Annotated in this window: 21 protein-coding genes and 1 pseudogene; 10 read left to right on the top strand and 12 right to left on the bottom strand. The window is 41.2% G+C overall.

The window, feature by feature from the left end:
- The first annotated feature begins 878 nt into the window (after positions 1-878).
- From V7K38_RS28885 to V7K38_RS28875, 3 genes are all read left to right on the top strand, one after another.
- The gene (locus tag V7K38_RS28885) at positions 879-1,352 is read left to right on the top strand and encodes a response regulator (RefSeq protein ID WP_334863145.1); all 474 of its coding nucleotides are present in this window, start codon (positions 879-881) and stop codon (positions 1,350-1,352) included.
- A 402-nt stretch (positions 1,353-1,754) separates the two neighbouring features.
- Positions 1,755-3,224 carry an efflux RND transporter periplasmic adaptor subunit gene (locus tag V7K38_RS28880; RefSeq protein ID WP_334863143.1) on the top strand — a complete coding sequence of 490 codons (1,470 nt, stop codon included), beginning with the start codon at positions 1,755-1,757 and terminating at the stop codon, positions 3,222-3,224.
- A gap of 10 nt (positions 3,225-3,234) precedes the next feature.
- On the top strand, positions 3,235-4,452 hold the full coding sequence (locus V7K38_RS28875; protein WP_334863141.1) for an ABC transporter permease: 1,218 nt from the start codon (positions 3,235-3,237) through the stop codon (positions 4,450-4,452).
- Between the two features lie 68 nt (positions 4,453-4,520).
- Here the strand turns inward: V7K38_RS28875 and V7K38_RS28870 are convergent, their stop codons facing one another.
- The gene (locus tag V7K38_RS28870) at positions 4,521-4,796 is read right to left on the bottom strand and encodes a hypothetical protein (protein WP_334863139.1); all 276 of its coding nucleotides are present in this window, start codon (positions 4,794-4,796) and stop codon (positions 4,521-4,523) included.
- Between the two features lie 565 nt (positions 4,797-5,361).
- Here V7K38_RS28870 and V7K38_RS28865 point away from each other — a divergent pair.
- On the top strand, positions 5,362-6,126 hold the full coding sequence (locus V7K38_RS28865) for an ABC transporter ATP-binding protein (RefSeq protein WP_334863137.1): 765 nt from the start codon (positions 5,362-5,364) through the stop codon (positions 6,124-6,126).
- Positions 6,127-6,191: 65 nt separating this feature from the next.
- Here V7K38_RS28865 and V7K38_RS28860 read toward each other — a convergent pair whose 3' ends face one another.
- Complete coding sequence (locus tag V7K38_RS28860; protein WP_334863135.1) at positions 6,192-6,722, bottom strand: orange carotenoid protein N-terminal domain-containing protein; 531 nt, start codon at positions 6,720-6,722, stop codon at positions 6,192-6,194.
- Between the two features lie 222 nt (positions 6,723-6,944).
- Here V7K38_RS28860 and V7K38_RS28855 point away from each other — a divergent pair, with 222 nt between their 5' ends.
- The gene (locus V7K38_RS28855) at positions 6,945-7,319 is read left to right on the top strand and encodes a hypothetical protein (protein WP_334863133.1); all 375 of its coding nucleotides are present in this window, start codon (positions 6,945-6,947) and stop codon (positions 7,317-7,319) included.
- A gap of 144 nt (positions 7,320-7,463) precedes the next feature.
- Here the strand turns inward: V7K38_RS28855 and V7K38_RS28850 are convergent, their stop codons facing one another.
- Positions 7,464-8,099, bottom strand: a complete 636-nt coding sequence (locus tag V7K38_RS28850) for an HAD-IA family hydrolase (RefSeq protein ID WP_334863130.1) — start codon at positions 8,097-8,099, stop codon at positions 7,464-7,466.
- Positions 8,074-9,047 (bottom strand): annotated as a pseudogene (gene queG / locus V7K38_RS28845) (tRNA epoxyqueuosine(34) reductase QueG). Before queG ends, V7K38_RS28850 begins: the two are co-directional and overlap by 26 nt.
- Before the next feature lie 148 nt (positions 9,048-9,195).
- Between queG and V7K38_RS28840 the strand changes: the two are divergent.
- Positions 9,196-9,627, top strand: a complete 432-nt coding sequence (locus V7K38_RS28840) for a ketosteroid isomerase family protein (protein WP_334863128.1) — start codon at positions 9,196-9,198, stop codon at positions 9,625-9,627.
- An 85-nt stretch (positions 9,628-9,712) separates the two neighbouring features.
- Here the strand turns inward: V7K38_RS28840 and V7K38_RS28835 are convergent, their stop codons facing one another.
- From V7K38_RS28835 to V7K38_RS28825, 3 genes are all read right to left on the bottom strand, one after another.
- Positions 9,713-10,138, bottom strand: a complete 426-nt coding sequence (locus V7K38_RS28835) for an ATP-binding protein (protein WP_334863126.1) — start codon at positions 10,136-10,138, stop codon at positions 9,713-9,715.
- Between the two features lie 3 nt (positions 10,139-10,141).
- On the bottom strand, positions 10,142-11,815 hold the full coding sequence (locus V7K38_RS28830) for a SpoIIE family protein phosphatase (protein ID WP_334863124.1): 1,674 nt from the start codon (positions 11,813-11,815) through the stop codon (positions 10,142-10,144).
- Positions 11,816-11,978: 163 nt separating this feature from the next.
- Positions 11,979-12,698: a response regulator transcription factor gene (locus V7K38_RS28825; RefSeq protein ID WP_334863122.1), complete on the bottom strand. Its 720-nt coding sequence runs from the start codon at positions 12,696-12,698 to the stop codon at positions 11,979-11,981.
- A 571-nt stretch (positions 12,699-13,269) separates the two neighbouring features.
- Here V7K38_RS28825 and V7K38_RS28820 point away from each other — a divergent pair.
- Together V7K38_RS28820 and ftsE are read left to right on the top strand one after the other, a co-directional pair.
- The gene (locus V7K38_RS28820; RefSeq protein WP_334863119.1) at positions 13,270-14,025 is read left to right on the top strand and encodes a WecB/TagA/CpsF family glycosyltransferase; all 756 of its coding nucleotides are present in this window, start codon (positions 13,270-13,272) and stop codon (positions 14,023-14,025) included.
- 275 nt (positions 14,026-14,300) lie between these two features.
- A complete protein-coding gene (ftsE, locus tag V7K38_RS28815) occupies positions 14,301-15,047 on the top strand; it encodes a cell division ATP-binding protein FtsE (protein WP_334863117.1) in 747 nt (248 codons plus the stop codon).
- A 35-nt stretch (positions 15,048-15,082) separates the two neighbouring features.
- Here the strand turns inward: ftsE and V7K38_RS28810 are convergent, their stop codons facing one another.
- Together V7K38_RS28810 and V7K38_RS28805 are read right to left on the bottom strand one after the other, a co-directional pair.
- On the bottom strand, positions 15,083-15,880 hold the full coding sequence (locus V7K38_RS28810) for an armadillo-type fold-containing protein (protein ID WP_334863115.1): 798 nt from the start codon (positions 15,878-15,880) through the stop codon (positions 15,083-15,085).
- Positions 15,881-16,058: 178 nt separating this feature from the next.
- Entirely contained in the window at positions 16,059-16,640 is a 582-nt protein-coding gene (locus V7K38_RS28805) for a hypothetical protein (protein ID WP_334863113.1), read from the bottom strand.
- Positions 16,641-17,403: 763 nt separating this feature from the next.
- On the opposite strand from V7K38_RS28805, the gene V7K38_RS28800 reads away from it, so the two are divergent.
- Together V7K38_RS28800 and V7K38_RS28795 are read left to right on the top strand one after the other, a co-directional pair.
- Positions 17,404-18,300, top strand: coding sequence for an alpha/beta fold hydrolase (locus V7K38_RS28800; RefSeq protein WP_334863111.1), 897 nt, complete (start codon positions 17,404-17,406; stop codon positions 18,298-18,300).
- 401 nt (positions 18,301-18,701) lie between these two features.
- On the top strand, positions 18,702-19,988 hold the full coding sequence (locus V7K38_RS28795) for a hypothetical protein (RefSeq protein WP_334863109.1): 1,287 nt from the start codon (positions 18,702-18,704) through the stop codon (positions 19,986-19,988).
- A gap of 2 nt (positions 19,989-19,990) precedes the next feature.
- Here the strand turns inward: V7K38_RS28795 and V7K38_RS28790 are convergent, their stop codons facing one another.
- The 3 genes from V7K38_RS28790 to V7K38_RS28780 form a co-directional block, all read right to left on the bottom strand.
- Positions 19,991-20,578 carry a Uma2 family endonuclease gene (locus tag V7K38_RS28790; RefSeq protein ID WP_334863106.1) on the bottom strand — a complete coding sequence of 196 codons (588 nt, stop codon included), beginning with the start codon at positions 20,576-20,578 and terminating at the stop codon, positions 19,991-19,993.
- 110 nt (positions 20,579-20,688) lie between these two features.
- On the bottom strand, positions 20,689-21,357 hold the full coding sequence (locus V7K38_RS28785; RefSeq protein ID WP_334863104.1) for an HAD family hydrolase: 669 nt from the start codon (positions 21,355-21,357) through the stop codon (positions 20,689-20,691).
- Positions 21,358-21,857: 500 nt separating this feature from the next.
- Positions 21,858-26,612, bottom strand: coding sequence for an nSTAND1 domain-containing NTPase (locus tag V7K38_RS28780; protein ID WP_334863102.1), 4,755 nt, complete (start codon positions 26,610-26,612; stop codon positions 21,858-21,860).
- Between the last annotated feature and the right edge of the window lie 82 nt (positions 26,613-26,694).

Genomic DNA, 26,694 nt, shown 5'->3' with positions numbered 1-26,694 from the left:
GTACACACATCTTTGTACAAACCCAAAATCGTTAGAGATCCCCCTAAATCCCCCTTAAAAAGGGGGACTTTAAGAGACTTTTGCCCCCCTTTTTATCGGGGGGTTGACTTTGGACACTTTTAGATCCCCCCTAACCCCCTTTACAGGCTACGGTGTACACACATCTTTGTACAAACCCAAAATCGTTAGAGATCCCCCTAAATCCCCCTTAAAAAGGGGGACTTTAAGAGACTTTTGCCCCCCTTTTTAAGGGGGGTTGGGGGGATCAAAAGCCGATGAGGCCACTCTCAAAGACTTGTGTGTACACCGTAGTTTAAGAAGGGGGGAACCGGAATCAAAGTCCCCCAATTTATCGGGGAATTTAGGGGGATCTAGAACGTTTTGCTACCAACAACAGGACTTTTCAAACAACCTCTGACTAGGGAGAAGAGTTTAATGTGATAATCTTATTACGTTTTATATCGTAGTTAATCAACTAATTTAGAAAATCAAACAACGCTTTGTGATATACAGAAAGAAAGTGTTTCAGTTTGATTTCTAGCAAAAATAATTCTTTCGGTACTTTCCTTTGTTGATTACTCTTCTGCTTACATGTAGCTTGCTTCGATTGGTACGGAAACGTTTCCAATAAACTTCTTGCAGAAGTCGGGTAAAGCGAAGGGGTAATAAAATACAAAAGCTACTTTTGCCAGAGGCTTCATGAGTTCTACTTACAACAAAAGATGAAAATCTCTTTTGCAATACCTAATTTCCAATACCCGATGCCCCATTTCCAAATAATCTGCCTTTTGACCTAATGTAGAGACGCTAAAATTTGCATTTCTACTAGAGATTTTTCAGCCCACTTTGCACTTAAATGCCTAATCGCAGGTCTTGTTATGAATTTAATCAATGGCTTTTGCTTGGCAGTTGGCATACTCAAAGGTGTACAAGTACTCGTTGTAGACAACGATCGCGATAGTAGAGATTTGTACGCAATTTTACTTAAAGGTTTAAGTGCCAATGTAATTACTGCTGATTCAGTAAAAGAAGCTTTAGAAATCCTCAGTTGGTTCAGACCAAATATCCTAATCTGTGAAATTAGGTTCTTGGGTGAAAGTATTTATACATTATTAAATACATTGAGTGTGATGGAAGCAGACAATGGAAATCATATCCCAATCATTGTGACTTCAACATCTACCACAGGTACAGATGACCTAATTCCAGATGTAGAGTTTGAAGAATACTTACTAAAACCATTCGACCTTGAGAGATTTGTTTCTATAATTGGGAATCAAGTAGAGAAAGCTATGGCGAAAAATTCTTGCTCTGAATCTAGTAGTTTTACACTAGTAAGTAGATTGGCGTAATTAAAGCTAACTGGCAAAACTGTCATTTTTCCTTGATAATTGGTTTTTCGCGCCAACTTACTGAGATATTTTTCCCCCCTTCTCTTTAGCAATCCTGAATCATTTGCGATCAATAAGATCCCCGACTTCTCAAAGAAGTCGGGGATCTTGGCTTGTGATGGGGAGCAAATCAAACTATGTTACGCACTAATGACTAAAGTCATCCTTTCAGGTGAAGTCATACATAAAAAGTAATGCTTAGTATAAAAGAACGTAAAGCAGCTATGAAGCTTAATTATGCTTCTAATTATTATTTTACTAATGAAAATTAATCCCAAAGGTTTGCCAAGTACGCATTTTGAACTTTCCCTTTAACTAAAAAATACTTTCAAGCAGCAATATTTACAGACATCTATAAATAATATGGCTACTCATATAGAAATTCCAGTTATTGGCAAAGTTAAGTATCCATTACGTTGGCTAATTGGGGCGATCGCAGGGAGTGTTTTAGTTGTTGGTACAGCTACAACTTATACCCTGGTGAATCAAGGAACAAACAAAGATGATATTGCTCAATTAACAGTGCCAGTGTCAGCGCAAAACGTTACTTTGCGGATTACTGCTAGTGGCAAAGTCGTGCCAGTTCAGAGCGTAAATATTAGTCCCAAGAACCCCGGAGTGTTATCGCAATTATATGTACAACAAGGCGATCGCATTCAACAAGGGCAAATTCTCGCTCGGATGGATAGTGCCAGCGTTGAAGCCCAAAGGAGCCAGTACCGTGCTAACTTAGCCCAAAGTCAAGCACAACTAGCCCAAGCCCTTGCTGGTAGTCGTCCTCAAGAAATCGCGCAAGCAAAGGCGCGGTTAGCACAAGCTCAAGCCCAGCTAGCCGCAGCGAAAGCCGGTAATCGTCCCCAAGAGATTGCTCAATCTCAATCCCAAGTGGATGCGGCTCAAGCAAAGGTGATTTATACCAGTGAACAGGTAAAGCGTTACCAATATCTATATAAAGAGGGAGCAGAAAACAAACAATTACTCGATCAAGCTATCAGCGAAGACAAAAGTGCTAAAGCCAGTTTAGAAGAAATTAAAAAACGATTGTCGTTAGTTCAAAGTGGCACTCGAATTGAGGAAATCGACCAACGTCAAGCGGCTGTGAATGAAGCACGAGCAGCATTGCTACTGTTGCAAGATGGCACTCGTTCTGAGGAAATTGTCCAGCGTCAAGCGGCTGTTGCCAGTGCTGAGGCTCAATTGAAGGGTGTGCAAGTGCAGTTAGATGAGACTATTATTCGCGCTCCTCTTTCGGGAATTGTGACGCAAAAATATGCCGAGCCAGGTGCTTTTGTGACACCCACAACTTCTGCTTCTACTAGTGCGTCGGCAACTTCTAGTTCAATTGTCGCCGTAGCACGCGGGTTAGAAATATTAGCTCAAGTTCCCGAAGCCGATATTGGCAGAATTAAACAGGGACAAGAGGTGGAAATTGTCGCTGATGCTTATCCCGATCGAGTTTTTAAAGGTCATGTGCGCTTGATTGCTCCCGAAGCAGTGGTGGAACAAGGTGTGACATCCTTCCAGGTGCGGGTTGCTCTCGATACTGGTACTGATAAACTGCGTTCTGGCTTAAATGTGGATCTGACTTTTTTAGGCGATCGCGTTAATAATGCTTTAGTCTTACCAACGGTGTCAATCGTCACTGAAAAGGGCAAAACTGGCGTACTTGTACCAGATGCAAAGAATAAACCCCAGTTCCGCGAAATTACCGTTGGGGCGCAAATCAAAGACCAAACTCAGATTTTAGGGGGAGTCAAAGAAGGCGATCGCATTTTTGTTAATCCACCCAAAGACTACAAAATCGAGAAGGCGAAAGAAAAGAGTAATTCGTAATTATTAAGACATGAATTTTTTAGAAAGCGTCCAAATGGCGGGGAAAACCCTGCTTTCAAATAAGCTGCGTAGCGCCCTCACTATGTTGGGTATCGTTATTGGTAACGCCTCAGTAATTGCCATGATTGGCATTGGTGAAGGTGGGCAAAAATACGTTAATAAACAATTGGAGTCATTAGGGCCAAATGTGCTGTTTGTATTGCCAGGTAATCGAGAAACTCAGCGTATCTCCTTTGAAGTACCAAAAACTCTGGTGTTACAAGATGCAGAAGCGATCGCTTCTCAAGTCCCAACAGTAGTAGGAGTTGCACCAGAGTTAAATACCAGACAGGTAGTTACATACCGCAACAGAAACACTGATGTCAACATCATTGGCACAACTCCCAGCTTTCTATCGGTGCGCGATTTTGAAACTGATAAAGGTCGGTTTTTCTCTGAGGTAGACATTAAACGAAGTAACCAAGTCGTGGTGCTAGGTGGAGACTTAGCAGAAAAACTATTCGGTAATAGTAACCCGATTGGTCAGCAATTGCGAGTTGGAAATACCAGCTTTCAAGTGATTGGGACGTTAACAGCCAAAGGTTCTAGCGTGGGAGCAGATTATGATAATGCTGCTTTAATACCAATCACCACCTCGGCAAACCGACTTGTGGGAAAGAATTCTCCCTATGGTATTTCTTTAGATTATCTCGTTGCAGCCGCTCGTGATTCTGAGAGTGTGGATGCAGCAGAGTTTCAAATTACTAATTTGCTGCGCTTACGGCACAAAATTAATGGTGAAGATGATTTTACGCTTCGCTCTCAAAAGGATGCTTTGCAAACTGTCGGGCAAATTACAGGTGCATTGACAATTATGTTAGCTGCGATCGCCGGGATATCATTGTTTGTCGGCGGCATTGGGATTATGAATATTATGTTAGTCTCCGTCACCGAACGCACCCAAGAAATCGGATTGCGGAAAGCAATCGGCGCAACAGAGCAAGATATTTTGCTCCAGTTTATCATTGAAGCAGTGATAGTTTCCGCAGCTGGCGGATTAGTTGGGACTGCGGTTGGTATCAGTGGCATCCTATTAGTAGGAGCTTTGACTCCTTTAGAAGCGAGTCTTTCTCCTGTAGCGATTAGTATGGCCGTTGGTGTGTCTGGTGGTATTGGTTTATTCTTTGGCGTTGTTCCTGCACGTCGCGCGGCTAAACTCGACCCCATTGTAGCTTTGAGAAGTGCTTAGAGACTATTTATATAAATCTTAAGAAAGAGGTATTATCGTAGATCAAGGCGATCGCTGACTAATTAACTCTACATATATCTTGGCATCGCTAAAATAACAAATGCGAACGCTAAATCAACAAATGCGTTCGCTAAATCAACAAATGCGTTCGCCAAATCAACAAATGCGTTCGCTAAATCAATAAATGCGTTCGCTAAATCAACAAATGCGATCGCCAAATCAACAAATGCGTTCGCTAAATCAACAAATGCGATCGCCAAATCAATAAATGCGATCGCCAAATCAATAAATGCGATCGCCAAATCAATAAATGCGATCGCCAAATCAATAAATGCGATCGTCAAAATAACATTAGAAAGGGAAAACTATGACATCTAATCCCTTCCCCTTTATAAGGCTACGGTGTACACACAAGTTTAATTACCCCCGTTGGAAAGGCTACCGTGTATACACAAGTCTTTGAGAGTGGCCTCATAGGCTTTTGATCCCCCCAACCCCCCTTAAAAAGGGGGGCAAAAGTCTCTCAAAGTCCCCCTTTTTAAGGGGGATTTAGGGGGATCTCCAACGTTTTTCGGTTTGTACAGACTTGTGTGTACACCGTAGCCTTTATAAGGGGAGGGTTAGGGTGGGGTAATTCAATCACCATCCAAATATTAGGTATCGGCTCTAGCGGTGGTGCAATCATTTCCGGCGTAGTTGTCCAAAACATCGACAAAACCAACCAACGCCTAACTGCGATATCTCCCAACAATCCACCCCATCATTGTTGAGTGTTTTAGCTAGATTGTTTTTTATAGGCATAGGTTGGCTGATAACTAAGCGCCAATATTATCCTAGAGATAAGAAGTAGATGGAACTCTTGTAAAGACGCGATTCATCGCGTCTCTACTAACTAATAACCAAATCATTATGGCAAACACTATTTCAATTACCGATTCTCTAGTTCCCAATCCCGTCCCGAAATCAACAATTATTCGTTTGGAGAATATTTTTAAAATTTATGGCACTGGTGAAACTGAAGTCAAAGCACTAAACGATGTGAATTTGACTATCCACCAGGGCGAATATTGTTCAATCATGGGCCCTTCTGGTTCAGGTAAATCTACAGCCATGAATATTATCGGCTGTCTAGATCGACCCACAGGCGGGCATTATTACTTAGATAATATTGATGTGGCTCAAATGGACGATCGCTCCTTAGCGCACATTCGCAACAAAAAGCTGGGGTTTGTCTTCCAACAATTCCATTTATTACCCCAGCTCACAGCACTAGAAAATGTGATCTTGCCAATGTTGTATGCTGGTGTGAACCCAAAAGAAAGAAGCGATCGCGCTACAGTTGCATTGACACGAGTCGGTTTAGCTAATCGCCTCAACAACAAACCAACTCAACTATCTGGTGGACAACAACAAAGAGTAGCGATCGCCAGAGCCATTGTCAATCGTCCTGTAGTACTCCTAGCCGATGAACCCACAGGCGCACTTGATTCGCACACAACCCAAGAAGTCTTAGATATCTTTAGCGAACTCAATGCCAGTGGAATCACCGTTGTCATGGTAACTCATGAGCCGGAAGTTGCCCGTCAAACTCAGCGCATCGTCTGGTTCCGCGATGGTCAAGTGGTACACTCAAATCTGACACCATCTGACTTGAGTCAGTTGGCTGTTTTATAACTTTGTTGTAAAATTCGCGGTATCCAGATCCCCGACAACTTTTACGAAGTCGGGGATCTAACTTTTCACAAGCTTGGCGTTTTACCAGTTTCTGCTTGTGTTGCGATCGGCTTAACATCGGTGTAACCCACTTCACCAGATATTGTCCGAAACACCGAAATTTGCTCGTCAAAATCTAATCCTTCAATCTGAGAAACTAGATCGTTAATTGCCTTACTTGGCTGGTAGCTAGCTGGTAAACCAACCACCTTATCGCCCATAGCTACTGCCCAAGCATACCAAACTAACAGCTGGTTGTTTTCTTTTATCGCCCCATAAGCACGGGAATATTCTGTATCTTTGCGGTTAACAATATCCCGCATAATATCTAGTTGCTGCTCATCAGATAACTCAAAATAATCTCCTAGCAAAAGTGGTGCTAACTCAGGTTCGGCAGCAGCAGGAGCAGCTGGTGTGATAGAATCACCCATTTTTTTATAAACCAAATAGAACCAGGCTAATTTTGCATCGGTATCTAAATTGTTAAAGGCATCTACCAATTTTTGACTTTCATTGCTCTGGGCTTGAGAAATAGTTTTATCGTAACTTGCAGTCATAATTTTATTTCCAAAGAAATTTTACAGGACAAACTAAGGACTACCAAAGTTTGAGCATCAGTTTCTACTATCGAGAGAAAGAGTTATATTAATTGCAAATTAGAACTTTAATGTATCTTTTAATAGAGGTAAAGTCTCTCCCAAGGGAGCATGGAAAGAGCCAATTACCTTGCTATACTTTCCCAAGTAAGCAATAAAAAATTTAACTTAAGGATTTTAATTATGCCTGATGAAATAAAGCCCAATGTTAATGAAGCTCCCACCCATGATGCTCAATTAGCTGCCGAAAACATAGCTAGTGGTGAAGAAAAAGCGCCAAGCGTCAATTTTGATGCTGATTATGCAGCTGCACAAAAATTCAGCGTGAGTGAAGTCGATCGCACAGGTGCAGGTGCCGCCGCCGCCGAAGCAGCTACTGCACCTAAATATAAAACATCTACACCAGCAGAGACTAAAACTCAAGCGCAGTCAACTGGTAATCCTGATGATTATATGGAGTTAGCAAAGGAAGTTGGGAATTCTAAAACTGAGGGTGTAGGTAATGTCAGTGACGATCTTGTAAAAAAAGCTTTGGAAAAGGGTGAACGGAAAAATTAAGTTTTTCTGATATCTTGCTATTTTGTAGGGTGGGCAATCTCAAAGGTATTAGAATTGAAGTTTTCGGTATTGGTAAATATTTCCCACCCTACTGTTTTGCTCGATAGTTAAGATTTTGACTATCGAATTTCAACTATTAACTAATTAATGACTATTCATCACTTCTAGCAGTTCGCTAGGTTGCTGAATTAAATAATCTGGATTTTGTTTGGCTAGTACTTCCGGTGAGTTAAAGCCCCAAGTTACTGCAATGACTTGAATATTTGCTTTCTTTGATGCTTCTATATCTCTGGTTTCATCTCCGACATAAATAACTTCTTGAGGTTGGAGTTGCCTTTGCCTCAATACATTATTGATTATGGTTGTTTTACCAAAAATTGTAATTCCTGAGTAGATAAAATCAAACAGGTGATCTAAATCATTGATTGTGAGAAATTGTGTAACATTATCTTTAGAATTAGAAGTGATAATGCCCAGTTTATATCCTTGATTTTGCAGTTCTATTAATGCTTCTTTAATTCCCGGAATTGGCTTTAATTCTGGGATTTTGTTTTTTAATTCTCCTTTAACTTTTTTAACTAGAAAAGGTATTTTAAATAGAGAAACTCCTGAGTACTTAATAATTTCCCTAGATGTTAAGTTTTTAAGGAAGCCTAATTGCTCTGGGCTAATGTGTCTATAACCAAAGTCTACAGCTAGACGATTAGCGATACTTACAAGGGCATCTACTGTATCAGCAATGGTGCCATCAAAATCAAAAATAATTACTTTCGGGGTCATTATTTGCCTGGATGCGTCAAGATTAGCTAGGGCGTTGCGTCGTAACATTTCTGGCTTAATCCGCCGCAAGGCAGATGCTGGAAATCGTTTATCCCACTCCCGATCTGAGATTTGGGCTAATTCTAGGAGTTTGGGAGCAATATTTTGAGGATAAGGCTGAAATTCTGCAATATCAGTTGTAGTGGCAAAACGTTGATTCCAAGGACAAACGTCTTGGCAAATATCACAACCAGCAACCCAGCCTTCTAAATGGGGTATGAGTGTCTCTGGCAGTTTGTCGTCCCGATTTTCAATTGTATGATAAGCGATGCAGCGATTAGCATCCACCACAAAAGGCTGAGTAATTGCACCTGTAGGACAAGCCTGAAGACAACGAGTACAGCTACCGCAGTGTTGTGTATGCGGGCGATCGCTCTCTAGTTCCAAATTGGTCAACACTTCTCCTAAAAATACCCAAGATCCATATTCCCGTGTAATCACATTACCATTTTTGGCAATCCAACCTATTCCGGCAAGTTGAGCTAACACTTTATCTTGTACCGGGCCAGTGTCTGCATAATAACGAACTCTTACACTTTCATCCAGTGATTCTAGCCATGTACATAGCTGCTTGAGTTTTTTATGCATCACCTTGTGATAGTCCCTTCCCCAACCATAACGGGAGATTTTGGCATAAGCCTTGCCTTTGGGACGTTGATGTGGTGTGTAGTAATTTAGCGCCACACACACTACCGATCGCGCTTCTGGCATCACTAAACGGATATCCTGACGTTTTGGGTTAGCCATCCATTCCATATTGGCGTGATAACCCAGTTCAATCCATGCTTGTAACCTCTGCGCTTCTGTGGCATCTATGCTATCTATAGCAGCAATCCCAACTTTGTGAAAGCCCAACTCGCTGGCTTTTTCTTTCACTACACTGCTGCTTGTTACGGAATACTGACTCATTTTTTTATTTGGATTTTGCCTAGACAAAGGCTCGATTATTATACATTGCCTAGTCAATAGGTTTAATTAATATTTGTTACTTTCTCTAGATATAAATTTTATTTATGGGGATCATTAATTTTGAATTTTGAATTCGGAGCGAAGCGACGTGACCTCTGCTGAATTTATCTCACCAGCGCAGTTAAAAGAAGAATTCCAGATCGAGGGAATTACGGAAACAAGCGTACTGCGTTATTTTGAAACCTTAAATGCCGGAGAATTTGAGCAAACTGCCGCCTTGTTTGCGGTAGATGGTATGATGCGTCCACCATTTGAATCTGATATTGTGGGGACAGATGCGATCGCAGCCTACTTAAAAAAAGAAGGGCAAAATGTTAAAGCCTACCCCAGCATAGGAATAGCCGAGACTTTAGAAACCGGTGAAATTCAAATCCAAGTAACAGGTAAAGCGCAAACTTCGTGGTGTAGTGTCAATGTCTTGTGGCTATTTATCCTCAACCAACAACAGCAAATTTTCTATACTAGAATCAAACTTTTAGCTTCTCCGCAAGAATTACTTTCTTTCCGTCGTGAAAATTAGTAAATAACTATAATCTCTTAGGAAATGTTTGATATTATCCAAAACCAAATCTAGGCATCAAAAATTACTATTAAAGAACTTTTGTCTATTTGACTAATTCGGGTAAAGTTGCTTGTAACTTGAGACAGTTTGCACCATCAATCTGCAACTCATAATCTACTTTATCCATGAGACGATTCATAATCAGCCAACCATAACCACCTTCTTGTTTTTGCAATGGGGTTGGAGCGTAGTACTTAGACATATCAAAGCCTTCGCCGTAGTCCCAAATTTCTAGGGCAAGATCCCGGTCTTTCACTTCCAAACGCAGTAAAATCGGTAAATTTGGTTTATCCTTGTGGGCATGACGGACTGCGTTTGAGTAGGCTTCCACCAAAGCCAATCTCAAACGACTTGATTGCCTCGACCAATCTACAGATTCTCCTAGCTGGATTTTCAAACATCCCAGCAACCAGTTTTCGACAATATTCAGAAAACTCAAGTCACTTGGTACATGAAGCTCACTTTTCATCACTTACAAAATCTCCAGTGAAAGTATGGTTTGATCGTCTTCTTGAACGTGGTTATCTGCCTGGATACGAGCTAGTAAATGGTTGAGAGAAAGTGGTTGTTCCTCTTGTTGTAAAAGTTGCCAAAGACCATCTTGATTTAGCATAGAACGGTTAACTGCCTCAACACCAGACCCGTTTTTTATTGTTAAATCAGAATCATTTGAGATCATTGCTTCTGTAATTCCATCACTGGCTAGTAACAATGTGTCTCCGGCAGCGAGAACCAAACGACCAGAGGGTGCTTGCCACTTGGGTAAGATTCCCAAAGGAACGCTGCGGACTTTCAGGTAATTAGGATTGTCGGCTAAAGCGTCTTGGCGTGACCATAACAGTGGATAAATATGACCGGCATTAGTGTAGACGAGTTCCTTGGTGCTAGGGGTATAACAGGCCAACACAAGAGTGACAAAATAATTGTTGCTAATTAAATCTTCACTCAGAGCGTGATTGAGGTTTTGCATAACCACATTCGGCTCGCCTGGTGTTTCTTGAGATAATTCTCGGCGCAAAACTGAAATAATACTAGCCATAAATAAAGCGGCTGGGACACCCTTCCCAGAGACATCACCTACTGCTAACCATAAATCCCCTTTGGGATGAACAAACACTTCAAATAAATCGCCTCCTACTTCCCGCGCTGGGTAGCAGCAGGCTTGCACTTTCACACCTTTGATGTCAGGTAAAGTTTGGCGTAGCAAGTTGTATTGAATTTGCCGAGCCACCTCCAATTCATTATGAATCTGCTGTTGCTTTTCTTGAAGGCGCTGGTAGAGTTTTGCTTGAGAGAGGGCTAAGGCTGCTTGTTCGGCAACACCTGCAATTAGTTGGATGTCTTCATCTTGCCAAGGGCGATCGCGTCCCCATTGGTGGAGGGCTAGCACAGCCAACAAATGCTGTTGGTAGCTGAGTGGCACAACCAAATGGTGACAAGGGTTGCCCTCGTATATTTCTTGAGTAAGTTGATAATTACCAGTTTCCAGCACTTTTTCAATTAAAACACTGGGGTCAAAGAAGCAATCTAATACATTAGATTTAGGATCGCGGTATGAGAACTGGTCTTGGATCAGGCGATCGCCCTCTACTGGTCTGAGCAAGCAACTGCTAGCATCAAATGTTTGTCCAATGGTTGCGACAATCTTTTGCAGCATACTATCGTAGTCTAAAGACTCCCGAATTGCGGTTGTTACGGCATTAAACAAAGATTCTCGCCGTAAAGCCCGACGTAATTCTTGCGTGCGCTTCTTGACTACGCGATAGGTATCAGTAGCTTGTTCAACTAATGCCCTAAGTTTATCTGGATTCCAGGGTTTGGTAATGTACTTGAATACCTGACCAGAGTTAATGGCATCTACCAAATCTTCGACATCAGTAAAACCAGTCAACAAAATCCGAATCGTGTCTGGAAAGCGCTCTACTGTCCGACTAAAAAATTCGGTGCCATTCATTTCTGGCATTCTTTGGTCAGAAATAATCACCGCCATTTCACCAAATTGGTCTAAGATTTCCAGAGCGCCAAAGGCATGATTGGCTTTATATACTTGAAAATCTCGCCTGAAAGTGCGGTAGAGTAAATCTAGGTTGTCTGGCTCATCATCTACCACCATGAGCTTAAGTTTTTCCACCCCTGTCTCAGCCATATTAGACTTTACTTTTCAGATATTTGAATGGCGATATAGTGTGATATTTATTCCAGATGATAAACCACAGAAAATCAGAGAAGCCATTCACTTTGAAAATATCACTTTCTCAAAGTTATGAGTTTCTCTTGATCGTTCTCAATTGCTCCACATACAAATCTCTTTACCCAACTAACCCAGAACGCAAAGCGCGGACTGCTGCTTGGGTACGGTCATCGGCACATAGCTTATTCAAAATATTGCGAACGTGAGTTTTAACAGTGCCAACGGTGATGTAAAGTCTTTCCGCAATTAGTGCATTACTACAACCTTCGACAATCAACTGTAGCACTTCTAATTCCCTTTCTGTCAGGGTGTAAGGTTGAATTCCTTCCAGATTCTCGACATCATCAGGGTTAGAGGCAATAGTTTTGTTATCTACAAAAGCTGATTCCAACTTTTGAGGATTTTGTTGAGCTTGTTGTAATACAATTCGAGCGATCGCTGGATCGATCCAGGCGTTGCCATTGTAAGTTACTCTCACTGCTTCCAGCAAATTATCAAATTTGATATCTTTCATACAGTAAGAGTCTGCACCAGCAGCAAAAGCTGCCAACACAGCTTCTTTATTATCCCGCAGCGTCAAAATTAACACTTTTGTGGCTAGCTGCTGCCCATTAGTAGTAGATTTTACCTCCCGTGTTAGCTCAATGCCATCTTTATCTGGTAAACCAATATCTACAATAGCAATATCTGGTTGTAGCATTTTTAACATCTTTAGCCCATCAGCAGCATTGGCAGCTTCACCTATAACCTCAAGTTCATCCTTTTGGATTAGCGCTGTGCGAATACCTATACGAGTGAGGTCATGATCTTCTATCAAAACAATGCGAATTTTACTCATAGCCAACTTCAGCCCGTTACACTACCTTAACCATAAAGTCGAGTTTCGTGACATACTCCCACACTCACTGCAAGCAGTATAGTGGAGACTTCTATTCCCGAAACTAGAGTTGCGAGTTTAGCGTTCTCTATTGGGTGAATATTAGACCTCGATCATAAAATTTGCAGTGATTTAGTCCAAGTAGTAGTCTGTCAAGTTTAAATTGATGGGTAATAAAGTTCGTAGTGAGTTAGCGCTAGCCTCTCCCTTTGGGAGAGGCTAGCGCCAAGGGGGTTTCCCCATCAGCGACTAACTTTCCCGTTGGGTAAGGACTTCAGTCCTTATTTTCTAAGCACGCTTTGTGCTTACTACAAACTTTTCATTACTAGCTTGACAGACTAATAGAAGGGTTCTGAGGAATCCTCACTTTCAAAACCGCAATCTCGTAGAGCCAAAGTTGAAGGTGGGGAGAATGTCAAGTTTTCTATTGTTGCAGGGTAATAGGGATCTTTCTTGCTTAAGTTCTAATCTAAAAAAAATTTGATAAACTTAGCATTCAAGGAAATCTGGTGTGATTACTCAACAATAGGCTATGTCTAAAGGCAATCAAGCATTTTCAGTATTGGGAATACCAGTTCATGTGATGACTAACTATCCGGCCTGGTTATTAGAATGTCTCCAGCAAGGCAGAGGAATTCATGTAGTAACGCTCAATGCAGAAATGACTATGCAGGCAGAGCAGAATCAACTCCTCGCTCAGATCATTAAAAATGCTGAACTAGTAATTCCAGATGGAGCCGGGGTTGTTCTGTATTTGCGATGGCTATTATGGCAAAAAGTACAGCGTTTTCCGGGGATTGAATTAGCAGAAAAACTTTTGCAAGAACTTGGACAACAGAAGAGAGGGGCAAAGGTATTTTTTTATGGAGCAGCGCCTGGAATAGCCTCAACTGCGGCAGATTTTTGGCGGCAGCAAATTCCAGATTTGAGTATAGTTGGCACTCACTCAGGCTACCACTCCCCAGAAGAAGAAGCACAATTAAAACAAACTCTCGTTCAATTGCAGCCACAAGTGATTTTTGTCGGTTTGGGAGTGCCACGTCAAGAGTTATGGATTGCCGAAAATCGCCATTTGTGTCCTCAAGCAATTTGGATTGGTGTTGGTGGTAGCTTTGATATTTGGTCGGGAACTAAAACTCGCGCTCCCGCCTGGTTAGGAAATAATAATTTGGAATGGTTATATCGGCTTTATCAAGAACCTTGGCGTTGGCGGCGAATGTTGGCTTTGCCAGCTTTTGCAATAAAATCATTTGTTTATCGGTTGACAGCAAAAGGGGCAATTAGTTAAGAGTGGGGCATTGGGCATGGGGCATGGGGCAGGGGATGAGGAGACGTGGCGATGCAAAGAAAAGATCAAATACCATCTCTGTGTAAGAGTGTCCCAATGCCCAATGCCCAATTCTGAGTGTTATTACTTGGTTGATCTTAAAGGCTACAAAAATTTTAAATTTTCTTTGTTGAATTTTAAATTCCCAGGCGAAACTTGGGAATCCTTATTTTTGAGAGGAATGTCACATCTAAGCCGACTAGCTGTTTAGTTGTGTGTATAAGGAAAATTTAAAAATGCCAGTATTAACAACTCAAGTTAAGACAGAGAAATCCGTTGAGAGGGAGAACTGTGAAACTCAACAGCACAGTAGTAATACTATTGCAAAGGTGACATTGCAATCTGTAAGCAAGACTTATGCTAACGGCACTCATGCCTTGTTGAATGCGAACCTTGAGGTAAAAAAGGGAGAATTTCTGTTTATTACCGGGCCAAGTGGTTCTGGTAAATCAACGCTCTTGAAAATGTTGTATGGCCAGGAGTTGCCTACAAAGGGAGAAGTAATTGTTGATGAGTGTAATATAGCGGGTTTACGGGGCGATCGCTTGTCATTATTTAGGCGACGGATTGGCATTGTGTTTCAAGACTACAAACTGATTAGCCAACGAACAGTAGCAGAAAATGTGACTTTTGTGCTGCAAGCTCAAGGGTATACCCGTAAAGAAATTCAACGACGTTTAGAACCAACTTTAAAGCTAGTGGGTTTGCTGAGTAAAGCTGACTGCTTTCCAGATCAACTATCTGGAGGAGAGCAACAACGGGTGAGTATTGCTCGTGCCATTGTTGGTACACCGCCACTGCTCTTGGCAGATGAGCCGACTGGAAATCTCGATCCAGATAATTCCTGGCAAGTGATCCAAATCCTCCAGAAGTTAAATTCCTTTGGTGCTACGGTAATTGTTACCACCCATGATGAACAATTGGTGCGGCGCTGCAATCATCCGGTAGTGCAAGTTCGTAATGGACTGCTGTCTCGAAAATAGTCATTTGTCATTTGCAAAGGACAAAGGACAAATAACTAATAAATGTGATGCTGGACTTTTGGTGATAGGGGTACGAAAGGTACTGCTGTTTTGGGGGGGAGAACTTGTAGGCGATGGTTTCCGGCCGAGCGGAGGTCATCGCAAGTTTGTAAACTTTTAAAAGCTGCGTCTCGGATTGTAATTTCCTGCTCTCGACTGATTAAGAGTTGCAAGCATTCAACCACTTCTTGCTGCACTGAAGGATCAACTTGCTGACGGCTGATGAATTTAGTTAGTTGACGTAGGGCAATCAACCGTTTCAATGGATCTTTGTCTGTTAAATTCACCAATAACCGATCTAGGTGGTCTTCTTCTCGATTTTCATAAAAGTTGACAAATTGCCATACCAATAAAATTAAAGTTAACAGGGTTCCCAGACCTTGAACAATAGCACCAGCTGCAATCCAAGAACTGTGAGAGTCAACCCAAATTGCCGCAGCCATGTAAGTGCTGACAGTAGCAAGACCACCACTGATGACTGCTAAAGCTAACCGACGATTTGAACTGTTTAAGAACTTACGTATCTTAGACCAGTGCAATTGCCAGTCCCACTTCTGCATTGAGTAAACCAATACCATTACGCCAATTCCCATTAAGAGAGCCAATAGCAGCATCCAGTTCCACAACAACATTGCAACAACAATTGTCAGGAACCCAAAAAAGCCCCCAGGCCCAGAGAAACGCTTAAATGTTTGTTGCTTTGTAGCTCCCTTTGTCTTGAACAATGGATGCGACCATTTCCAGTTGGGGATTTGGTTGATCAATTGCTGCCAATCAGACGAAGCCTGTGCCAAAGTGTTTACCTACTTGATTACGAAATTACATATTGTCTAAGTTTGACTAGAAATGAAGAAAGGGTAAAGACCCAAACCACAAAATATCCGGTTTTTATCGACGGATAGTAGACTAGTACAGCATGGCGCAAATAAAGATACCATTTAAAAAGGCTTAAAGCAAGTGCAGAAAGCCTGTTTACAGACAAAAACGAAAGTTATCAAGGGTGAATTGACCATCAAAAGCACAGAAGGTAACGCTGTAGATGTTATTCACATTTATAGATAATAAGGTATTGGGAGAAATTGCGGAGTCTGAGTTGGCAAGATTAGCGCTTGGTAGTGCAGCTTGACCAAGGAGTTGGCGATCGCTATTGTAGGCGGAAAGCACTAGCCGTTGCGAACTAGTCACAAAGGCACTAACTGAGTTCACCGGACGTAAGAAAGTCGCTTCTAAAAATCCGCTTTTGGGCGCTCCCATTAAGACTGTTAACCCTGAATAGCTTGGAAATGCTGGATTTGATGGCTGTATGGCGAGAGAATTATGAAAAATTACTCCCCAGTGTTCATACTGGCGCTCTACTGCTTCAAAACACTTCAAATCTTCTAAGTCTAAACAAATACAAGTAGGTACTGTTACACTGACATCATTGATCGCTGACTCGCCCTGATTTGCCCAAGCTGAAGCTTTAATTTCATTTTGTATATTAAAGTCAAGCGCAAATTTAGCGTCTTCAATCGTTGGTAGTTTATTTGATTGAAGAGTAGCCTGCTTTCCCATGACATCCCGCCTTTACAATTAATTAAAGAATAATCAGATTTAGTAATATATCAAAAGCTACTGTTTCTATCTATAAAACTAGAATTAATAGCTTGTTAAAATGAGCATTTTGAGTTTTATTGATGCTCAAAATAATTTATTAGTTTTCTAATAGACTACCATAAAAACTTATGTTTTAGTCACGGTTTAGTAATCCTCGCTACCACAGAAAACGCCTATACAACAGTATTTACAACGTTAAATTGCTTTTTCTCGTGGAAAAAATCACCAAATCTTTACAAGTAATCCAGTAATTTTATATCTACTTAATCTAACGGTAGCGAGAAGTCCTAAAGTGATTAGTTAGCCGATAATAACAATGAGTAGAGAGTTTGACCTAAATAGGACTTACGCAAAACTACACAAGGTAGGGGCAATTCATGAATTGCCCTAAGAAGTTGTTTGAAAAGTGGTTACTGAGGTATCCAAAATTTGATATCCTCCTAAATCCTCCTTAAAAAGGAGGACTTTGAGAAGGTTATTTCCCCCTTAAAAAGGGGGGGATCTGAATACAAGCGTAGACTTTTAAAACATCCTCTAAGAAGAAAATCTTTCTTTTCGGTTATTGTTTGCGTAAGTCCTACTAAATAAGTAAGTATTTTGGGATAACCCAAGAAGACACGATGACGCAAAGAAATTATCAAATATTATCTTTGTTCTTCAAGCTTACAGGTCTATTCTGTTACTCGGATTAACTAATTACTACAGTCAACAAAAAATACTTATGTTTCAACCAGCCGGATTTAACCAACGCTCCATAAATACCTCACTAGGTAGGATGGTATATTATACTGCCTCTGGATCGCCTTGGCAGGACAATATAAATGCTAAAGACGATCGGGAAACTTTGGTGTTCCTGCACGGCTTTGGTGGCGGGTCTTCTGCTTATGAGTGGTCGAAAGTTTCTCCGGCTTTTGCTGCCGAATATCGGGTCATTGCGCCCGATTTAATTGGCTGGGGTAGGTCTGAGCATCCGGTACGGAATTATAACATTGACGATTATTTGACCACGATTCGGGAGTTTTTCGAGCAGACTTGTACTGGGCCAGTGACTGCGATCGCTTCTTCTTTGACCGCAGCCTTTACAATTCGGGTAGCAGCAGCTTATCCCGATTTATTCAAGTCTTTAATTCTCACTACCCCTGCTGGACTTTCTGACTTTGGCGAAAACTACTCACGGAGCTTTTTTGCTCAGTTAGTCAGCATTCCCGTTGTTGACCGTTTAATTTACAGCACGGGAGTAGCTACCAGTGGAGGTATTCGCAGTTTCTTAGAGCAACGGCAATTTGCTCAGTCTAATCGAGTGTATGAAGAAATTGTAGATGCTTATTTACAATCCGCCCAACAGCCGAATGCTGAGTATGCAGCACTGTCCTTTGTCCGTGGCGATTTATGCTTTGATTTATCTCTTTACATTCAACAGTTGACCACACCCACTGCAATTATTTGGGGACAAAAGTCAGAATTTACAGCGCCATCAATTGGTCGCCGCCTTGCCGAAATGAATCCCCAAGCAATCCGATTTTTTCAACAGTTGGAAGATGTGGGGTTAACACCACAGTTGGAAGTACCAGCAGTCACAATTGGGTTAATTCGCAAATTTTTGCCTTTGCTTAATTAGTGGTTTTTTTAAGGAGGCAAAAAGCAGCACTGTTAGCGCCTAACTTCTCTCTTAGATATCGGTTGAAAAGTCTAATTTAGTTACTAGAAGTCTTGGCTATACAAGATTTTACCCACTACCCTACGGAAACGCTAAGGGCAAATGTGGGTTAATTTTTCATGTTTTTGGCGTAGCTAGAGTAAGTTTATGTAGTAAAAAATTTTCTTCGCTCAATACTTTACTTTCATTATCGTATTTAAAATGACTATACTATCCAAGCTGACTTGATAAATTGCTAATTACACAAACAAAATAAGGCATAGTAAATTTATCTTAGCAGGTAGATTATCTGATGATTATTCCAGAGTCAATTAATAAATTTCTCAGATTGGTACAAGGTTTTGACCATCATTTTTTACAAAATGAAAAAGAAAGTAGCGATCGCATATAATTTACCCAAGCCTTTTGGAGAGGGTAATTGTGAAATAGAGTTCGGCAGTATTATTTTCAGAGGTCTAAAAATTTACTTAAATCATCAAGATATTTTAGGTCAATTAATGACTGGATTGCATACCCAACCCAATTGGGGATGTCGTCGGTTTTTTAAACAGTTAGATAAAAATAATTTTGAGGTATATTTAGGTCAAACAACTCTAATTTTATCAGATATAGAAGCAACAGATTTATGTTTATGTATTGATGGTGTTTGCCAAGAATATAAAAAATTAATAATCGAATTTGAAAATACTTTAGAAACATGGGATTTTGAATTTGTCAAGTTCTCAGAAAGTCGAGGTTTTATCCTTTTTTCTGTAAGACAAGAATTATGGAATTTAATGCAGCAGTTTGCTAATGAATTTGATTATACTAAAGGCAAGTCAGAATGGCATCTATTTCATAGACATAATACGTCAATTCGAGTGAGCCGAGGAATCCGCGATCATACATTTATCTTCCCTAAAATTGATAAAAATTCGCCTTTATTACCTAACAATCAAATTAATATAATTTATGAGCTAAATGATGTTAATTTACAATTACTTGATAGAGGTAAATTTACCTCATGGCAGCAAGATATTGGAGTCCGGGGAACCTGGACAGCTAGATATACTAAGCAATGGTTATTAGAGAAATATATTCCCAAAGTTATTAATTATTACTCACAAAAGTCTCAGATATCTGAAGCCGAATTGCTAGCAACCATAACGAATTATACAAGCGATCGCACGTTGATTCAAGAAATTGATAATATTAGAGATTTAGCACCTTATCTTCGTGACATCCAATCTTGGCTACATATATATATAGAAAATATTTCTGGTTCTCTGTTGAAAGCATATTACCAAGCCTATACAAATTTGGTGCGTAATACTGATTCTTCCATAACAGGCATAGACTATATTGTAGGAAATTTGCGTCGGATTGAATGGAAAAATACGCAAGAAGAAATTTTGAGCAACATCACAGATTGGAAAAACTTGACTTTTAAATATGCTATTGACTGCTTAGATAAGCAAGTAGCAAGAATAAATAATTGTGAATACGAGAATAGTTTGAATGCAGATTTAATAACTCGGACATTTATTTGGATTATAGAAAATGGTAAAATTTCTTTCTCGCAAGCTCAATTAAATGGTGCTAAACAGGTTTTATTGCCACTTTGGGAACAAAGTCGCTTTGAAATGCGCCATGTGTATCCGAATCGATAAAATTACATAATATGCTGTAAATCCAACACAAATCCAGGTAGGACATTTTCTCCTGATACACTAGCAGGATTGTCTAATATTTCTACATCTTTACCTGGACGATAAATTTCTACTCGCTTGTTTTTCCTATCAATTAACCATCCTAATTGAACGCCATTTTCGATATATTCTTGCATTTTCTCCCGCAAGTCTTTCAAGGAATCAGTACGAGAACGCAACTCTATTACAAAATCAGGACAAATAGGGGCAAATTTTTCTTGTTGTTCTGGGGTTAAAGCGTTCCACTGTTCAATTTTTACCCAAGAAGCATCGGGAGAACGTTCTGCACCATTGGGTAGCGTGAAGCCAGTTGAAGAATCAAAAACTTCGCCTAAATTACTTTCTGAATTCCAAATATCTAATTGAGTGGTAATCTTAACATTACGTCTGCCAGTATCACTACCTGTAGGTGGCATAATTAATAATTCCCCTGATGCTGTACGCTCAAATCGATAATCGCGGTTTTTCTGACACATCTGGAAAAATTGCTCGTCAGTTAAGTCGATTTTCAATTTGAGTGTAGAAGCTAAAGTTGTTGTAACAGCGTCCATAAGCTATCCTGAGCATCTTTCTTTCTAGTTTAGTTGTGTGTGGTTTGCGATCGCCTGCAATAATTCTAGAAAGTGCGTAGACGCTGACTGGGCTTGTCACCAGACATCACTTACCCCTTTGCACCCAGGATAGAAGAGTCATAGTGCTGTAGCAAATCTTCTGGATCGTTATAAATTGCCAGCGCTTGAGACAGTTGTTCATCGCTAAAGCCACCGCAACGCAAAGCAATCACGCCTACTCCGGCTTTACCGGCAGACTCAATATCGTAGGGAGAATCTCCTAGCATCACTACTTTATCAGGTGTCATTTTCGCTTTTTTCAAGGCGGCTTGTACAATGTCAGGAGCAGGTTTAGATGCTTCGGCATCATCGGATGTAGTTACTTCCGATATTAAATCATCTACTTGGGCAATTTTGAGTAATATACCAAGTTCTTCAGAAGTTGCTGAACTAGCAACAACTAGATGCAATCCCGATTTTTGCATCTTTAATATTAAGTCTCTGGTACCATTGGCAGCAGTAATGTGCGGTATATATTTGTTCAATATAAGTTCTTTGCGTCGCTCGGCGATCGCTTTGCCAGTTCCTTCTTCACTATTTAATTCTGGCGCTACTTTGGGAATCAGTTGATCTCCACCCATACCTATAAGTGGTCTAACTGTTTCAAATGGCACTTCTAGATCATAAGCTGCAAATGCCTCTACCCAAGAATTTGCATGAATATCATTACTTATAACCAGTGTGCCATCAACATCTAAAATCACTCCCTCTAAAGCCATGAAAAACCTCGGCTGATGTTTTGTTTCATTGATGATGGCATGGCAAATAGCTTACTTCATCGTCCTATGAGAAGAGAAAAGGGTAAGAGTTGAGAAGAAATGGCGATCGCCTTGAGATAATTTAAAAAAGTGCGATCGCCCGCGTCAGTTTTACCCCACCCTAACCCTCCCCGTATGTATTGGGGAGGGAATTAGATTTCCTGTTTCCTCCCTTTACAAGCTACGGTGTACATACATCTTTGTACAAACCCAAAATCGTTGGAGATCCCCCTAAATCCCCCTTATAAAGGGGGACTTTAAGAGACTTTTGCCCCCCTTTATAAGGGGGGTTGGGGGGATCAAAAGCCTATGAGGTCACTCTCAAAGACTTGTGTGTACACCGTAGCCTTTACAAGGGGGGATTAAGGGGGGTAATTCCACTTCTGTGTGAGTAAAAAGCTTAATTTTTCATTACTCCTCCCTTTCCGTTTCGGAGAGGGAGAGGTTTATCGAACTCACATCTACTTGATATCATCGCAGAGACCCTTGTCGCTCTCACTCAAATTCGAGTTATTCTGCAAATAATCATGCAGCCAATTGCAACCCCGCACCAGCAATTGGTCTAAATTCTCCACAGGCCACAACCGCGCTGTCCCGTCATCGGATGCCGTGGCGATGGTTTTGCCGTCCGGGCTGAAACTCACACTATAGATATAGCCTTGATGCCCTTTGAATTCTTGGAGCAGTTGCCCTTGCAGGTTCCACAACCGCGCTGTCTTGTCAACTGATGCCGTGGCGATGGTTTTGCCGTCTGGGCTGAAACTCACACTTGAAACTCCACTTTGATGCCCTTTGAATTCTTGGAGCAGTTGCCCTTGCAGGTTCCACAACCGCGCTGTCTTGTCAACTGATGCCGTGGCGATGGTTTTGCCGTCCGGGCTGAAACTGACACTTAAGACATTGCCTTGATGCCCTTTGAATTCTTGGAGCAGTTGCCCTTGCAGGTTCCACAACCGTGCTGTCTTGTCAAATGATGCCGTGGCAACGGTTTTGCCATCTGGACTGAAACTCACACTTGAGACTCCGCTTTCATGCCCTTTGAATTCTTGGAGCAGTTGCCCTTGCAGGTTCCACAACCGCGCTGTCTTGTCATCTGATGCCGTGGCGATGGTTTCGCCGTCCGGGCTGAAACTCACACCCCAGACACTGCTTTGATGTCCTTTGAATTCTTGGAGCAGTTGCCCTTGCAGATCCCACAACCGTGCTGTCTTGTCATCTGATCCCGTGGCGATGGTTTTGCCGTCTGGACTGAAACTCACACCCCAGACTCCTCTTTGATGCCCTTTGAATTCTTGGAGCAGTTGCCCTTGCAGGTTCCACAACCGCGCTGTCTTGTCAACTGATGCCGTGGCGATGGTTTTGCCGTCCGGGCTGAAACTGACACTTAAGACATTGCCTTGATGCCCTTTGAATTCTTGGAGCAGTTGCCCTTGCAGGTTCCACAACCGCGCTGTCTTGTCAACTGATGCCGTGACAATGGTTTCGCCGTCCGGGCTGAAACTCACACTTGAGACACTGCCTTGATGTCCTTTGAATTCTTGAAGCAGTTGCCCTTGCAGATTCCACAACCGTGCTGTATTATCAACTGATGCCGTGGCGATGGTTTTGCCGTTCCGGCTGAAACTCACACTTAAGACACTGACTTGATGCCCTTTGAATTCTTGGAGCAGTTGCCCTTGCAGGTTCCACAACCGCGCTGTCTTGTCATCTGATGCCGTGGCGATGGTTTTACCGTCCGGGCTGAAACTCACACTTAAGACACTGCCTTGATGCCCTTTGAATTCTTGGAGCAGTCGCCCTTGTAGGTTCCACAACCGCGCTGTCTTGTCAACTGATGCCGTGGCGATGGTTTTGCCGTCCGGGCTGAAACTTACACTTAAGACACTGCCTTGATGTCCTTTGAATTCTTGGAGCAGTTGCCCTTGCAGGTTCCACAACCGTGCTGTATTGTCATCTGATGCCGTGGCGATGGTTTTGCCGTCCGGGCTGAAACTCACACTTAAGACACTGCCTTGATGTCCTTTGAATTCTTGGAGCAGTTGCCCTTGCAGGTTCCACAACCGCGCTGTCTTGTCATCTGATGCCGTGGCGATGGTTTTGCCGTCCGGGCTGAAACTCACACCCCAGACACTACCTTGATGCCCTTTGAATTCTTGGAGCAGTTGCCCTTGCAGGTTCCACAACCGTGCTGTCTTCTCATCTGATGCCGTGGCGATGGTTTTGCCGTCTGGGCTGAAACTCACACTTAAGACACTGCCTTGATGCCCTTGAAACTGGTTACGTTCTTTAATTTTATTGAGAATAGTATTCAAAGTAAAAATTGGGCTGATAGTTGGATATTTTTCTAGAGGGAGACCATCTTTTACTAGACTTTTTAACTCTTTACCACTCTGGATTGCTGACATCAGCGATTCTAACTCGGCAGACTCAAACTGTTTTGAGGTATTAACTCCAGCCCGTTCTAGGTTTGTTCCCTCCTGTACTCGACTCAAAAGAGTTTGAGCTTGTTTAGCTTCATATTCCGCTTCTTGTCGTTGTCTATTAGCCAGTTGTACTTTCTCTTGAATAGTTTTATTCCTTTCTTCTACCTGATTCAATTCTGTTTTAGCATTGAACAGGTTTTGGTTAGCATTTTGAATTTCTCCTTGTGCTGCCTTAAATTTCACTTCTGCGGCTTGCTGATTCTTCTGCGCTGCTTGAAACTTTTGCTCTGCATCTTTCTTTTTAGTTTCTAATTCTTGCGCTTTCTTTTGTATTTCTGTCTGTAGCTTTTGCGTAGCTTGCAAGCGTTGAGTTACTTGATTGTAGTTTGCTTCAGCCGTTTTAACTTTATTTTCTGCCTGTTGCTTTTTATTCCCAGCATCCTTAGCAAATTGCACTTGAGTCAACGAATATAAAGATAATATACCTGCTAATAATAATAGACACACCGCTAAACTAGAACTTAACGCTAACCGCTTGCGTCCCTCTTGAATTTGCTGGTCAGCTTTGCGTTTCGCATCAACTAATATCTCCCTTGCATCTTGTTCATGCTTCAGCTTTTCTTCTGCTTGCAAGCGTTGTTCTCGCTCTCTAGCTAGTTCTGCTAATATCAGCTTTTCTTCTGCTTGCAAACGTTGTTCTCTCTCTCTAGCTAATTCTGCTAATATTTCATTACCTTGTTGTTGGCGAATAAAAAATACGAGGTAATCATGCACCAATTGATAACGGTCAGCAGGCGATTCTGGTAACAGCAATACTAACCTGGATGCCACAAAAATCTCTAAAACCAAATCTAGTTTATCGGCTTCTGCTGACAAATCTGCTGCTAACTCAGCATGAGTCTTCAGAGGACGAGTACCATTTTCATCTGTGAGTAAATATAAAATTAGTCGAGCAACTTGTTCATTCTCCGCACCACAATCATGAATGACTTCTTCTAAAAATCGCTCAACTAATTTTTCTTTAATGCCAAATTGACGATACTTTTCTAAAGTAGTAATTTTCTCAGCTTGTAATTGTGTCCCGACAATTTGCAACTCAATCGGGCGTACTTCTCCCAAATCACCTGCTAAATCCTGTACTAATTCATCAATCAGTGCCGGTTCTAGATAAAATTGAGAACGTGCTGTTAAACTCTCTACAACTGCCTTGGCATCGGCTGGAGAAAAGTTACCCAAATAATAGCGAATATTTTTATCGAGAATATTATTATTAATTACACTGAAATCAAACAACCGGTCTAACTCTAATAAATAATGTAAATAATCTTCCCGTAAGGATAGAATAATTTTGATAAAAGGAATATCTAGACAAACTCGCAAAAACTCATAAAATGCTCGTCGTTGACTTTGGTCGGTATAAACAAAGAAAAACTCCTCAAACTGGTCAAACATTAAAACCGTTAATAAATTCCGGTCAGCATTTCTCCGTAATTGTTCTACAATAGCTGCTGATGAATCCAGATTTACAGATAATTGATTACCCCTGACTTCCTCAAAACCCTTAGCTAAACTCTGCCCCAACATTATCACCCAATCTGTATATACTCGCAACAAAATAGGCAAAGCATCTCGCTCGCCAATTGCTTCCTGTTGCAACGCTGGGATTAATCCACCCTGCAAAATTGAACTTTTCCCTACTCCTGACTGACCATGAATTACAGTCAATTTATGCTCAGTTCCGCCAATTCTTTCTCGCAACCGCTTCACATCTTGTCCGCGACCAGAAGCAGCAATTTCTTGAGCAATGGTTTCAGGGTTTTCCACTTGCAACTGTGCAGAATTAATTGCCTGTCGCTGTGGGTTAAGATAAGATGCACCAACAAAAGCGCGAAAACCATACTGTTGTTCAATTTGTAATTGCTCTTGCTTAATATAAAAAGCTTTGAGATATTCACCTTGCCCAAAATAGAGTAAGCGTAATGTCTCTAATATAGATATATACAAATGCGGGTTGTATTGATGATTACTTTCCTTTTTCGCAGCTTCTAAATTTGTAATTGCTGCTTCAACTTGACCTAAAGCCTGTTGTGACTTGGCTAAAATAAACCGATACAAACTAAATTCATCTGGTTGTAAATTCGGTATATCAGTTAATCTTTGCAATGCTTCCCCCGCGAGTTGATGCGCTTCATTCCAGCGTGACTGTTCTAAAGCTACCTCTGCCAAAAAACCATAATCTTTAGCCAATTGCAACGACGTGCCATAATTTTGATGTAGCGGCAGAGATTTTTCAACAAGGCTTTGTAACTCTGACCATACTTGCAAATGTCGCAGCACTTCACCCAGTTTAGTAATATGTTTTGCGACTAAATCTGAACGTTGTGCTTGTTCAAAAATATTTATAGCTTGCTGAAGGTAATTTCTAGACTCTTGCCAATAGTGTTGATTTTCTATCTGGTTTTTTTCAGCTTGGCGGTTATACGCTAAAGCAATATTAACGAGTAATATACCTTGTCTTTCTAAATAGTTACTTTGTTGCCAAAACCCAAAACTGTGTTGATAATCTGCTAAAGCATCATCTATCTGGTCATGTAGATAATTATTTAAACCAAGCACAAACTTTAAACTTGCTTGAAGTGCTGGTTCTAATACTTCTCCTCGATTTTGCAAATCTTTACGGGCGGTTTTTAATTCCCGGCACATTTGGGGATTTGGCGTTACCTCACCAGCAAAAATTTCATCAGTTTTTTGCCGGAGAAAGTTTACTAAATCATCAGTAGGGTATCCCCTCAATAATTCGGGGTAGGCGGTTATTCAGGTATCAAAGACCAAGCAAAAGGATGGGAAGAAGACTTTAGCCGAATAACGCTTCCCA

It is taken from the genome of Nostoc sp., from assembly GCF_036917465.1.
Lineage (GTDB): Bacteria > Cyanobacteriota > Cyanobacteriia > Cyanobacteriales > Nostocaceae > Nostoc.
The sequence above is the reverse complement of the archived record's forward strand: the minus strand, read 5'-3'. Positions and strand labels throughout refer to the sequence as shown.